The 12,430-nt window shown below is 67.1% G+C and carries 11 protein-coding genes; 8 read left to right on the forward strand and 3 right to left on the reverse strand.

The genetic code is table 11. The features are described from left to right. The first annotated feature begins 135 nt into the window (after positions 1-135). On the forward strand, positions 136-858 hold the full coding sequence (locus tag TL10_RS17950; protein WP_043986673.1) for a response regulator transcription factor: 723 nt from the start codon (positions 136-138) through the stop codon (positions 856-858). Beyond that, a complete protein-coding gene (locus TL10_RS17955) occupies positions 855-1,982 on the forward strand; it encodes a sensor histidine kinase (RefSeq protein ID WP_082067989.1) in 1,128 nt (375 codons plus the stop codon). The genes TL10_RS17950 and TL10_RS17955 overlap by 4 nt, the downstream gene beginning before the upstream one ends. A gap of 3 nt (positions 1,983-1,985) precedes the next feature. On the opposite strand, the gene TL10_RS17960 is transcribed toward TL10_RS17955, so the two are convergent. Next, positions 1,986-3,245 (reverse strand): PucR family transcriptional regulator, encoded by a 1,260-nt coding sequence (locus tag TL10_RS17960; protein ID WP_043986674.1) that lies wholly within the window; start codon positions 3,243-3,245, stop codon positions 1,986-1,988. A 125-nt stretch (positions 3,246-3,370) separates the two neighbouring features. Here TL10_RS17960 and TL10_RS17965 point away from each other — a divergent pair, with 125 nt between their 5' ends. Genes TL10_RS17965 through TL10_RS17995 form a run of 6 tightly spaced genes read left to right on the forward strand, consistent with a single transcriptional unit; the run spans position 3,371 to position 9,774 of the window. Beyond that, positions 3,371-4,876: a flavin-containing monooxygenase gene (locus TL10_RS17965; protein ID WP_043986675.1), complete on the forward strand. Its 1,506-nt coding sequence runs from the start codon at positions 3,371-3,373 to the stop codon at positions 4,874-4,876. Positions 4,877-4,888: 12 nt separating this feature from the next. Then, positions 4,889-5,836 (forward strand): alpha/beta hydrolase, encoded by a 948-nt coding sequence (locus TL10_RS17970; protein WP_043986677.1) that lies wholly within the window; start codon positions 4,889-4,891, stop codon positions 5,834-5,836. Between the two features lie 13 nt (positions 5,837-5,849). Next, positions 5,850-6,956 (forward strand): NDMA-dependent alcohol dehydrogenase, encoded by a 1,107-nt coding sequence (locus tag TL10_RS17975; protein WP_043986679.1) that lies wholly within the window; start codon positions 5,850-5,852, stop codon positions 6,954-6,956. A 25-nt stretch (positions 6,957-6,981) separates the two neighbouring features. Next, positions 6,982-7,782: a prolipoprotein diacylglyceryl transferase gene (locus tag TL10_RS17980; RefSeq protein WP_043986680.1), complete on the forward strand. Its 801-nt coding sequence runs from the start codon at positions 6,982-6,984 to the stop codon at positions 7,780-7,782. Next, positions 7,763-8,212 (forward strand): hypothetical protein, encoded by a 450-nt coding sequence (locus TL10_RS29705; protein ID WP_052506451.1) that lies wholly within the window; start codon positions 7,763-7,765, stop codon positions 8,210-8,212. Before TL10_RS17980 ends, TL10_RS29705 begins: the two co-directional genes overlap by 20 nt. Continuing rightward, entirely contained in the window at positions 8,209-9,774 is a 1,566-nt protein-coding gene (locus TL10_RS17995; protein WP_043986681.1) for a radical SAM protein, read from the forward strand. The genes TL10_RS29705 and TL10_RS17995 overlap by 4 nt, the downstream gene beginning before the upstream one ends. A gap of 173 nt (positions 9,775-9,947) precedes the next feature. On the opposite strand, the gene nagA is transcribed toward TL10_RS17995, so the two are convergent. Beyond that, entirely contained in the window at positions 9,948-11,123 is a 1,176-nt protein-coding gene (gene nagA, locus TL10_RS18000) for an N-acetylglucosamine-6-phosphate deacetylase (protein ID WP_043986682.1), read from the reverse strand. A gap of 13 nt (positions 11,124-11,136) precedes the next feature. Next, positions 11,137-12,384, reverse strand: coding sequence for a D-alanyl-D-alanine carboxypeptidase family protein (locus TL10_RS18005; protein WP_043397639.1), 1,248 nt, complete (start codon positions 12,382-12,384; stop codon positions 11,137-11,139). Positions 12,385-12,430 lie beyond the last annotated feature (46 nt).

Consider the following 12,430-nt stretch of genomic DNA (forward strand, 5'->3'; position numbering starts at 1 on the left):
TCGTGGGGTGTCGATCACCCCATCTCCGATGAAGTTAGGGACTGGCCGCCGCGCGTTCGACAAAGATTTCAGAACCGTAAGAAACGGCCCGATGCCCGGCCGGCTGTCTAGGCTCAGCACCATGAGAGGTGCGATATGGATGCGCCCGTGAACTCCGACGACGGCGGCGGAGCGCACGTCGTGCTGGTCGAAGACGACCAGCGGGTGCGGACCGCGGTGGCGGCGTACCTGCGCGCCAAAGGTTTTCGGATCGACGAGTACTCCGACGGGGAAACCGCGCGGGACGCGGTGCAGCGCTCGACGCCCGACGTGCTCGTGCTCGACCGCATGCTGCCCGGGCTGTCCGGCGACGACCTGCTGCGCGAGATTCGCACCCGCTCCGACGTCCCGGTGATCATGCTGACCGCACTCGGTGCGAGCGGGCACCGGATCGACGGTCTCGAACTCGGCGCCGACGACTACCTGGCCAAGCCGTTCGCGCTGCGCGAGCTACAACTGCGTATCTCGAAACTGTTGCGGCACAGGGTCTCCCACCAATCGCCGCTCGCCCCGTTCGTGGTCGGCCGGTTCCGGATCGACCCGACGATGCGCCGGATCACCTGCGGCAGTACCGATGTCGACCTGACCGGACGTGAATACGAACTCCTGCTGTTCCTCCTCAAGAACCCTGATCGCGTGATTGCGCGCGACGAGATGCTGCGCGAAGTGTGGGGCTGGAGTGCAGGCGACGCGTCGACGGTGACCGTGCACATCCGGCGGTTGCGCGAGAAGATCGAAGCGGACCCGCGGGCTCCCGTCTACCTGCGCACAGAGTGGGGCACGGGGTACCGATTCACGCCGTCGGGGAAGTCGTCATGATCCTCGGCGCGGTGGACCTCGTCGTCATCGCGGTCACGGCCCTCATCTGTACCTCGGTGGCCACCGGGGCGGCCGTCCTCGTCATGCAGCTCAATCGGCGCGGATCCATCGGCACGCACGTGACGGCGCTGATCTGCGCGACGATCGTCGCCATCGTCGCCTCCACCGTGGCGATTTCGATCGAGATGTACCTGTCATCGCACGATCTCCAGGTGCTGCTGTCGGTGATCGCCATCTCCGCGCTGATGGCCGGCCTCGCCGCCTGGTTCATGCTGAGCCGGCTACGACGGTCACTGGCTGGGCTGCAACGCGCGGCCCAGCAGATCGGCAGCGGCGAAGTCGTCACGGCGGACGTCGACGGCTCCCGGGAATTCGCCGAACTGTCCAGCCAACTCGCGCAGTCATCCGCGCAGCTGGCCGCCGCCCGCGCCGAAGTCGAGCAGCTCGATGCGTCACGTCGTCAGCTGGTGGCCTGGGTGTCACACGATCTGCGGACACCGCTGGCCGGGATGCGGGCGATGGCCGAAGCACTCGAGGAAGGTGTGGTCGACGAGCCGGCGGACTACATCCGGCAGATCCGCGATCAGGTGGACGCGGTCAACGGCATGGTCGACGGGCTGTTCGAGTTGTCCAAGATTCAGAGCGGCATGCTCAAGCTCAGCAAGGAGCCGGTGGTGCTGCTGGACCTGGTGTCCGACGTGGTGTCGGACATGCGCGCCCTCGCGGCCACCCGCGGTATCGCCATCATTCACGCGGAAATGACCGACCAGGTGCTGTACGCCGATCCCGGCGAACTGTCCCGGGTGGTGGCGAACCTGCTGGTCAACAGCATTCGACACGCGCCGGAGAACTCCGAGATTCAGGTCTCCGCCCACCACCTCGAAGGAGACCGGATCGTCCTCACGGTGCTGGACCAGGGCCCCGGCGTGCAGTCGCACGACCTCGGTCGCATGTTCGACATGGGCTGGCGCGGCTCTGTGGCCCGGACCCCAGAGGCCGACGGCTCGGGCGGCGGAATCGGTTTGGCCATCGTGCGGGGCATCGTCGAGGCACACGGCGGGCAGGTTTCCGCCGCCCACGTGCCCGGCGGATTCCGGCTCGATGTGACGCTGCCGACGACCTGATTGTCAGGCGCCGACTGGACCCGTGGTCAGTACCCGCGGACCGAGTTGATGCGCCAGCTCCAGCGCGAGTTCCATGGCCAACCGGCGTTCACCCGGCTGGTAGCCCAGCAGTTCGGTTGCGCGGGCCACCCGCTGCAGGACGGTATTGCGATGCGTATGCAGGCGCGTTGCCGCTCGGGGCGCGTTCTCGGCCTCGTCGAGGAACACCCGCAAGGTTTCGCGCAGGCGGGCCGCCGCCGATGTGTCCTCGGCGAGGGGACCCAGCGTCGCGGCGACGAATTCGGCTGCGCGGTTGGTGTTTTGGGCCGCCAACGCCGTGACCTCGAGGTCACGGAAGAGGGCGACCCGGGCGCCGCCGGGGTGCCCGGCGAGCAGACTCTGGATCGACAGCGCTGCCTCGTGTGAGCGGCGAAATCCGGTGATGCCCGGCCGCGTCGGACCCACGGCGACGCGAATGTGGTTCTGCGCCTGCTCGATTGCCTCCGGTAACGTGTCGAGAGCCGGTTCGGAGCTGCTGCCCAGCCACGCCCACAACGTCGATGGGCCGACGGACAACGTCAACGGCGGCCGGGTGCCCGCGGCCCGCGCCAATGCCGTTGCGGCGGATTCGAGTGCGCCCTGCACATCTCCGTGCGGCGGCGTCCACAGCACCAGCGCGGTGTGGCGCTGACGTAGGTCGTAGCCCAGGCGTTCACCGGCCCGTGTCGTGTCGATGGCGGCCCCGTCGAGGATCAGCCGGATCGTCTCGGCCCGGCGGGCTATCGCGCCGCCGAGCACCTCCTCGCGTTCCCGCTGCGCCGCGATGACGACGCACCCGAGCACGTGATCGACGTAAGCGAACAACCGTTGTGACGACGCCTCCAGTAGTTCCAGCAGGAGCGGACCGACAGGCACCAGCCGGGTCGCATGAGCCATGTAGCGGCGCCACGCCACGTTCTGCCCGCGCCGGTAGGACTGGAACAGCACATCGAGGTCCAGCCCGCGCCGTGCGATGGTCCGGGCGACATCGAGTGCCTCGGGCGGGATGTCGATGGGCGCCATCTTGGCCTCGCGGCGCGCGAATGTCGACAGCACTCGCGCGGCGTTGGCGCGGTTACTGGCCGAGGTGTCCGCCAACACGGCCGCATCGGAACCAGCGGCGGGGGAGAGCTCGATCTCGGCGGCGTCCATCTCGGCGACCAGGTCGTCGAGCTCTGCCAGCATCAGTTCGGCGACGTCACCCATGAGGTTGATGACCTCGGGCGATGGTGTCTCAACAGCCATCAACGAAGTATGCGCCCGCACATATCGCAAGGCGAGTACTGGGCCGTCGCACCTGTCACGTGTCCGGCGGCGTCCATAGCGTGAGTGCCGTCACAGGAAGCCGTCCACCCGTCAGGAGCCACACAGTGTCAGTCACCTCAGCTACCTCAGCGCAGCGGTCAGCGACGCGGGATGTCGACGTATTGATCATCGGCGCCGGCATCTCCGGCATCGGCGCGGCGTACCACCTGAAGGCGAACCGCCCGGGCACGTCGTTCCTGGTCCTGGAGGGGAGGGACGCCATCGGCGGCACCTGGAGCCTGCACAAATACCCGGGCATCCGCTCCGACTCCGACATGCCCACTTTCGGGTTCGGCTTCAAACCCTGGACGCACCGCAAGTCGATCGCCGACGGCCACATCATCCTGGACTACCTGCAGCAGGCCGTCGACGAGAACGGGCTCGACGAGCACATCCGGTTCGGCCAGCGGGTGCAGAACGCGAACTTCGATACAGACACCGGACGGTGGACCGTCACCACCACGAGCGGCGGGGAGACGACGGCGTTCACCGGTCGCTTCCTGTTCCTGGGCACCGGGTACTACGACTATGAGAAGCCGTTCATGCCGGACTTTCCCGGCAAGGACGACTTCGCGGGCCCGGTGATCCACCCGCAGCTCTGGCCGGAGGACCTGGACTACGCCGGCAAGAAGGTCGTCGTGATCGGCAGTGGTGCAACGGCGGTCACCCTGATCCCGTCGATGGTGGACAAGGCCGGCCACATCACCATGCTGCAGCGGTCCCCGAGTTACGTGTTGTCGGTACCGGCAGCTGATCCGATCACCAACGCGCTGAACACGGTGCTGGGCCATGAGCGCGCGTACCCGATCGTGCGGCGGAAGAACATCGCGACGGCTCGCGGGCTGTTCAAGCTCTGCCAGAAGTACCCGGCCGTGATGCGAAAGCTGTTGATCGCCAACGTTGCCCGACAGTTGCCCAAGGGCTTCGACGTCGACACGCACTTCACGCCGCGGTACAACCCGTGGGAGCAGCGCCTGGCCATGGTGCCCGACGGCGACCTGTTCAAAGCGGTCAAGTCTGGCAAGGCGTCGGTGGTCACCGACCAGATCGAGCGGTTCACCAAGCGCGGCATCGTGTTGCAGTCCGGCCAGGAGCTGGAGGCCGACATCATTGTCACCGCAACGGGTTTGAACATGTCGCTCTTCGGAAAGATCGCGTTGAGCGTCGACGGTCAGGTGCTCAACATGCCGGATCACACGGTGTACAAGGCCATGATGGTTTCCGACGTGCCGAACATGGCATTCGCGATGGGCTACACCAACATCGCCTGGACGCTGAAGGTCGATCTGGTCTGTGAGCACTTCTGCCGGCTGCTGGACCATATGGACACCCACGGACACGACGTCGTCGTCCCGGTGCCGGAGAACCCCGACATGGAGCGCGGCCTGCTGATGGACCTGTCGTCGGGCTATGTCCAGCGTGGCATTGCGCAGTTCCCCCGGGGCGGGGACAGCGGTTCGTGGTTGTTCAAGCACGCGTACGAGATGGATGCCGAGCGGCTGCGCAGTGGCCCCGTCGAGGACCCCGGCCTGCGGTTCTCGTCGGTCAAGACCGTCGCGTACGCCTCGTAGGGAGATAGCGTCATGAAACAGCTCTACTTCTACAGTCACGGAGTGCGGTGCGCCGCTTGGCATCTGCCCGCTGCCACCGATGCGCTGGCCGGTGAGTCCGGCCGGCCGTGTGTGGTGATGGCGCACGGCTTCAGCGGCACGAAGGACACCGCGCTGCTCAGCTTCGCCGAGCCCTTCGCCGCTGCGGGTCTCGACGTCTTGGTGTTCGACTACCGGGGCTTCGGTGAGTCCGAAGGCGTTCCCCGGCAGTATGTTTCGATCGGCCGGCAGCGGCAGGACTACCACGCCGCCATCGCTGCGGCGCGGCAGCTGCCCGGCGTGGACCCGGATCGGATCGTGCTGTGGGGCACCTCCTACGCCGGCGGTCACGTCATCGCCGTGGCCGCCCGGGACCAGCGCATCGCGGCCGTCATCTCCATGAATCCCGCGGTCGACGGCCTGGCCACGCTGGCCCACCTGGTCCGCACCTGCGGCGCCGGCTATCTGATGCGCGCCAGCACGAATGCCGTGCGGGACATGGTTGGCAGCGCACTCGGGCGACCATCGCACATGGTGCCGGTGGTGGGGAAGCCCGGATCGCACGCGGTGATCGCGACGTCGGGTTCCGCAGAAGCCTGGCTCCCTCTGGCCGGGGCGACGTGGCGCAACGAGGTCCGCGGGCGGCACGCGCTCGGAGTCGCGTTCAACCGCCCGATCACGAAAGCCGGGAAGTTGACGTGCCCGATCCTGGTACAGCCCGGCACCGACGACCGCATCGCGCCGGCGGCAGCGGCCCGAAAGGCGGCTCGTCGCGCCGGCTACTGGGCGCAGCTGCGCGAGTACCCCGCAGACCATCTCGACTTCTACGACGGTCCGTGGCAACAGCGGGCTTTGGCCGATCAGCTCGACTTCCTCAAGCGCGATCTGGCGCCAGTGCAGGGACATCAGCACGGCCACCCGCTCGAAACCCACTCAGCCTGAAAGGAATTCCCCCATGAAGACCACTGCAGCCGTACTGCTGGAGCCGGGCAAGCCCTTCGAGATCATGGAACTCGAGCTCGACGGACCCGGGCCGGGTGAGGTGTTGATCAACTACACCGCCGCGGGACTGTGTCACTCCGACCTGCACCTGTCCGACGGTGATCTGCCACCCCGCTATCCCATCGTCGGTGGGCACGAGGGCGCCGGCATCATCGAGGACGTCGGCCCCGGCGTCACCAAGGTCAAGCCCGGCGACCACGTCGTGTGTAGCTTCATTCCGAGCTGTGGCCATTGCCGGTACTGCTCGACCGGTCGGCAGGCCCTCTGCGACATGGGCGCCACCATTCTCGAGGGCTCCATGCCCGACGGCTCGTTCCGATTCCACCAGGGCGGTACGGATTTCGGCGCCATGTGCATGCTGGGCACGTTCGCCAAGAAGGCCACCATCTCGCAGTACTCGGTGGTCAAGGTCGACGACTGGCTGCCGCTGGAGACCGCGGTCCTGGTGGGCTGCGGCGTCCCGACCGGATGGGGCGGTGCCACCTATGCGGGCAACGTGCGGCCGGGCGACATCACCGTCGTGTACGGCATCGGCGGCATCGGCATCAACGCCGTCCAGGGTGCCGCGCACGCCGGCGCGAAATACATTGTGGCCGTGGACCCGGTGGCGTTCAAACGCGATACTGCGCTGAAATTCGGTGCGACACATGTGTTTGCGAGCGCCGAGGCCGCGGCCGAGAAGATCAACGAACTGTCCTGGGGACAAGGCGCCGACCAGGCCATCATCTGCGTCGGAACAGTCGACGAGGACGTCGTCACATCCGCATTCCACGCCATCGGCAAGGGCGGGACGGTCGTCGTCATCGGTATGGCCAACCCCGAGAAGCTGACGATTCATGTCTCGGGCCTGGAACTGACCCTGTTCGAGAAGACCATTCGCGGCTCGTTGTTCGGCTCGGCCAACCCGCAGTACGACATCATCCGGCTGCTCCGGCTCTACAACGACGGCCAGCTCCAGCTCGACGACCTGGTGACCACGAAGTACACCCTCGAAGAGGTCAACCAGGGCTACCAGGACCTCCGAGAAGGCAAGAACATTCGCGGGATCATCGTGCACTGACCATTCCTGCAGGTAGGTTGCCATTGTGATCCCGCAATGGCAGATCGGACCGGTGCAGGTGCCGGTACACGGTTTGTTCGTGGGGCTGGGCGTGCTGGCTGCCGTGCTCGTGTTCGTCCACGAGGCGCGTCGCCGCGGCGCGGTGAACGAACAGTCGCTGGTGGCCGTCACCGGCGCCCTCGTCGGCGGGGCGATCGGGATGCGCCTGTCGGGCCTGACGCGCCACCTCGATTTCAGTGCCAACCCCACCGTCGAGCAGGCGTGGGAGTACGGCTCCAAGAGCATCCTCGGCGGGCTGCTCGGCGCCTACGTGGGCGTGCTGATCGCCAAACGCCTCGGCGGGTATCGCGGCAAGACCGGCGACCTGTTCGCGCCGGCGGTCGCCTTGGGGATGGCGATCGGCAGAATCGGCTGCCTGCTGACCGAGGCGCCCGGACGCCCGACGACGCTGCCGTGGGGTGTGCACGCCCCGGCGAGCACCCCCGAATGTCCGGGCTGCCTGGCCGGGCTGGCCATGCATCCGTCGTTTGCGTACGAAATCGTGTTCCAGTTGGCGGCTTTCGCCGTGCTCATGTGGCTGCGGCCCCGCATCACCCATCCCGGCGAGTTGTTCGTCATCTACGTGGCGGCCTACGCGGTGTTCCGTTTCTTCGTGGAGTTCGTGCGTGCCAACGAGACGGTGTGGCTGGATCTCACCCGGCCCCAATGGTTCTTGCTGCCGTCCTTGGCGCTCTTGGGTTTTCGGGTATGGCGTGGCTATCGCCGTGGCTACTACCGGATTTCGTCTGCAGACAGGGAGGACGACCGTGTCCCAGCCGCCAATTGAGTATCCCGACGATGAGCCCGGCGATGGCGTTCCGCCCGGTCAGAATCCGCAGTACCCCCAGTACCCGCAATACCCCCAGTATCCGCCGCAGTACCCGCAATACCCGCCGCCGTATCCGCAGTACGGCTATCCGCCGCCGAAGCCCAACGCGGTGTCGGTCGGCGCCGCGATCGGCGGGGTTTTCATGTTTCCGGTGCTGAACTTCGGTATCGGGATCGTCACGGTGATGCTTTCGGACCAGGGGAAGATGACGGTCGGGTTGGGCGCCGCGCTGCTGGCTCTGGTCACTTTCGGTGCTGGGTTTGCGCTGTGGAAGTCGGGCAGCCCGGTGCCCAAAGGGCTCGGTCTCGGCTTGATGATCGGCTGGGCGCTCACCTCGATCCTGACTGTCGGCTTCTGCACCGGCCTGAACCCCACGATGTACACATGACGTCGGGGATGGGGCTGCGCGGTGACCGGATACTGCGCTACGTGACGGCGTACTGTCCGCGTTGCCACCACGAGGTGCCGGAACGGCCGCTGGCCGACGTCGCGCGCCTGGCCGGCCGGCTGGTCGAGCGTGACGAACGGGTGTGGCTGGAGCGAGGCTGCCCGACGCATGGACTGGTGAGCACGCTGTACGACGAGAGCCCCGAGATTCTGTCGTATCTGGAGGAGTGGACCGCACCGACCAAGTCGCATACCCCTGATGTGGCAGGCAATTTCGATCCGATCCCATCCGCATATCTGCGCGGGTTACCGGAGATGCAGACCCAGCACACCTGCATTCTGCTCGAAGACATCGCCGAGGCCTGCAATCTGCGGTGCCCCACCTGCTTCACCGATTCGTCTCCCGATCTGCGCAATGTGGTTCCGGTGGCCGAGGTGCTCGCGAACATCGACCAACGGCTGGCCCGCGAGAACGGGCGGCTGGATGTGCTGATGCTCTCGGGCGGAGAACCCACCCTGCATCCCGACCTGGCCGAGTTGCTCGACGAACTGACCAGCCGGCCCATCACGCGAATTCTGATCAACACCAACGGGGTTCGGATCGCCACCGACGACAGCCTGCTGGAGCTGATCAGCTCACATCGGCAGCGGGTCGAGGTGTATCTGCAGTACGACGGGCTGTCCGAGACGGCCCACCGGCACCATCGCGGAGGTGACCTCCGGAGGCTGAAAAAGCAGGTTTTGCAGCGGCTTTCGGAACACCAGATCTTCACGACATTGGTGATGGCCGCCGCGTTGGGTGTCAACGACAACGAGATCGGCGACATGGTCCAGCTGGCGCTCGATACCCCGTATGTCGGCGGCATCACCATCCAGCCGCAGTTCGGCTCGGGGCGCTCGGGGAGCCTGGACGCGCTCGATCGGCTGACCCACACCGGCGTGCTGAGCCGGCTCGGCCCGCAGACCGATGGCCTGGTGACCTGGCGTGACCTCACCGCGCTGCCCTGCTCGCACCCGCACTGCTGCTCGGTCGGCTACGTGTTGCGCGACGACTCCGGGCAATGGCGGTCGCTGGTCTCGCTGATCGGCCACGACGTCCTCAAGGACCGACTCGGTTTGGTGTCCAACAGAATTGCCGACAGCGAGCTGCCGCACGAACTGCAACTCGCGGTACGGGAATCGCTACTGGGCCTGTTGTCCGAGCAGTCGTCGCTGTCGCACCCCGGAATCGGCGATGTGTGGCGAACCATCTGCCAGAACTGCGATCTGGGCATGCCGACCCTGCTGGCCCTCGCCTCATCGGCGCTGCCCGGCGGGAAGAACCGGGTGCGGAAGCTGTTGGGGGAGAGGGTGGTTCGCATCACCGTCAAGCCGTTCATGGACATCTCGACCATGATCGAGGAGCGTCTGGTGCAGTGCTGCGTACACGTCGGAACCCGCTCCAGCCAGGACCAGTGCGCGCCGTTCTGCGCGGTGCAGGCATGGCCTGCCCTTGGGAGACAACGGATGTCCATCGCAGCGGGTCGCGACTTGGGACGGGCACTGCCGCTCACTGTGGTGTGAGGGCTCGGCACGCCAACGTTGGTGCTGTGCAGTGTTCGCGGTCCTGACCACAGGGTGATTTTTCGGCCGGATTTTCGCCGTGCGGTCAGGCTCGTGGAGTCGGGGCCATCGAAACCAATTGACCTTGAAGCTACGCACGTGGCTACTCGGAAAAGCTCGCCGTGACTACCGGGTCAACGCGAGAAGGGGGCTCCGCCCACCGCCGCCCATACCCCGCGCCTCGCGACCGCGCGAACCCGCAATTGCGAATCCAGCACCACGAGATCGGCGGACGCGCCGGGCGCGAGCACGCCGACGTCGCTGAAACCCAGCGTGCGCGCAGGGGTCGTCGCTGTCATCGCCACTGCGTGCCGATACGCAGAATCCGAGGCGGACTCCAAACCTGTTGCCGCTGTGCGGAACAGGGCGTCCATGGTCGCAGTGCTGCCCGCGATGGTGGCCCGCTCGCGCAGCCGTGCCACCGACCCGCTGACCTCGACATCGAGCCCGCCCAGTCGGTATGACCCGTCGGGCATGCCGGCGGCCGCCATCGCGTCGGTGATGAGCGCTACCCGCTCCGAACCCGCGGTGATCGCGACCTGATGCACCAGCGCCGGGTGCAGATGCACCCCGTCGGCGATGAGTTCCACCGTCACCCGGGCTTCCTCCAGCAGCGCCAGTGCCGGGCCCGGATCGCGGTGGTGCAGCGGGCGCATGCCATTGAACACGTGCGTGCCGACAGTGGCGCCCAGTTGCAGTGCCCGCTTGGTCTCCTCGTAGCTGGCGTCGGTATGGCCCACGGCCACAATGACTCCCGCGTCGACGAATCGTTCGATCGCGACGTCGGCACCCGGCAGTTCCGGAGCGATCGTCACCATCCGGATGGCCCCGTCGGCCGCGGCGAGCAAGCTGTCGATCTCGGCGGGGTCGGGGTCACGCAATTGCGTCATGTCGTGTGCGCCGCAGCGAGCGGAACTCAGCCACGGACCTTCCAGATGGATCCCGGCGACGATGCCGGCGCGTACTGCGTCGGCCAGGGTCTGAACCTGCGCCAGCAGTACTTCCGGAGCCGCGGTGACCAAGCTGGCCAGGGTGGTGGTGGTCCCGTGGGCGCGGTGAAATTCGGCGGCCCGCGCTACTTCGTCGGGATCGTCGGTGGTGTAGGAAAACCCGCCGCCGCCGTGCACATGCATGTCCACGAAGCCCGGGACCACAACGCCTTCGGGGAAGTCGACGTCGACGCTGCGCGGTGCGGTGCCGCTACCGCACCCCAGAATTCGGTCGCCGCTGATCTCCAACCACCCGGGCCTGCACACAGCGTCGAGCGCCGAGCCTCCCAAAACAACGGTCCCGGCCGAGATGATCGTCATTGCCGGTCATTCTCTACCTGTTGGAGTGCTGCGGGCGCCGATTGATCGAACGGGCGGCCATCATCAGCGAGAGCACCACCGCGGCCCCCACGACACCGACGCCGACGCGGACCGGCACCGCGTCCATCGGCGGCAGGCCGTCGAGAGCCTGAGCGGCCGCGGGATGCTTGGCGTCGGGCTTGCGCTGGGTGAGCGACGGGTCCGGCTCGATCAAGGTGCCGACCTTGGTGCCGGGCGGCGTGGCGAATCCGTAGTCCAGCAGCCGCGCGGCCTGCTCCCACGGCGCGATCGGCACCCGGGTGCCGTGCAGCAGGATCGCGACCAGACGGCGTCCGCCGCGGTCGGCGGCGCCGACGAACGTCTGCCCGGCATCGTCGGTGTAACCGGTCTTGCCGCCGAGCGCTCCCGGGTAGTTGTAGAGCAGCTTGTTGTCGTTCTCCAGCTCGTAGCTGGGATGGTCACCGGGTTCGCCGGGCTTGGCCGGATGTCCCGGGAACTCGTACTTCTGCGTCGCCACGATCGAGGCGAACGTCGGGTTCTGCCAGGCGTAGCGGTAGAACAAGCCCATGTCGTAGGCCGAGGTGCTCATGCCCGGACCGTCGAGGCCGGACGGGGTGGCCGCCCGGGTATCGCGGCCGCCGAGCTTGGAGGCCAGATCGTTGATCTTGTCGATCGCGGTGTCCATGCCGCCGACCTGCATCGCCAGCGCGTGCGCCGCGTCGTTGCCCGAGTGCATGAGCAGGCCGTGCAGCAGGTCGTTGACGGTGTAGATGCCACCGTCGTCGACGCCGACGCGGGTGCCCTCGGCGCCGGCGTCCTCCGGGGTGCCGGTGACGCGCTTGTTGATGGGCAGTTCGCGTAGGGCCTGGGTCGCGATCAGCACCTTGATGATGCTGGCCGGGCGGTGCCGGCCGTGCGGGTCCTTGGCGGCGATGATGTCGCCGTTGTCGAGGTCGGCCAGGATCCAGGCGTCCGCCGAGACGTCGCCGGGCAGTGGTGGCATGTCGGGTGCGGCGATGATGCCGCAGCCGCCCAGCAGCTCCCCGCCGAGCGGCGTGGCCGGCACGGGGACGGGCGCCGGCGGGTCGCCGGCCTTAGGCACCTCGGACTGGTCGACCGCTGGTGGGGTGTTAACCCGGTACGGGCATGGATCAGCTGCCGGCGGGTCTGGTTCGGCATAGGCCAGCGCCGGCGCGGTCGTCAGGAAAAACGCTGCTGCCAGGGCTGCAGCGCGTTGTGCCGTGGATCGGGTGGTCGCCATGGTGTCGCCAGATTAGGCGACGGAGCTCTGGAAACGGTGTTGCCGC

Source organism: Mycolicibacterium llatzerense, assembly GCF_000878195.1.
Lineage (GTDB): Bacteria > Actinomycetota > Actinomycetes > Mycobacteriales > Mycobacteriaceae > Mycobacterium > Mycobacterium llatzerense.

What these genes read in the sequence shown, in the direction of transcription:
- TL10_RS17950 (WP_043986673.1), top strand. Translation starts at nt 136, where the DNA reads ATGGATGCGCCCGTGAACTCCGACGACGGCGGCGGAGCGCACGTCGTG.
- TL10_RS17955 (WP_082067989.1), top strand. Translation starts at nt 855, where the DNA reads ATGATCCTCGGCGCGGTGGACCTCGTCGTCATCGCGGTCACGGCCCTC.
- TL10_RS17960 (WP_043986674.1), bottom strand. Translation starts at nt 3,245, where the DNA reads ATGGCTGTTGAGACACCATCGCCCGAGGTCATCAACCTCATGGGTGAC.
- TL10_RS17970 (WP_043986677.1), top strand. Translation starts at nt 4,889, where the DNA reads ATGAAACAGCTCTACTTCTACAGTCACGGAGTGCGGTGCGCCGCTTGG.
- TL10_RS17975 (WP_043986679.1), top strand. Translation starts at nt 5,850, where the DNA reads ATGAAGACCACTGCAGCCGTACTGCTGGAGCCGGGCAAGCCCTTCGAG.
- TL10_RS17995 (WP_043986681.1), top strand. Translation starts at nt 8,209, where the DNA reads ATGACGTCGGGGATGGGGCTGCGCGGTGACCGGATACTGCGCTACGTG.
- nagA (WP_043986682.1), bottom strand. Translation starts at nt 11,123, where the DNA reads ATGACGATCATCTCGGCCGGGACCGTTGTTTTGGGAGGCTCGGCGCTC.
- TL10_RS18005 (WP_043397639.1), bottom strand. Translation starts at nt 12,384, where the DNA reads ATGGCGACCACCCGATCCACGGCACAACGCGCTGCAGCCCTGGCAGCA.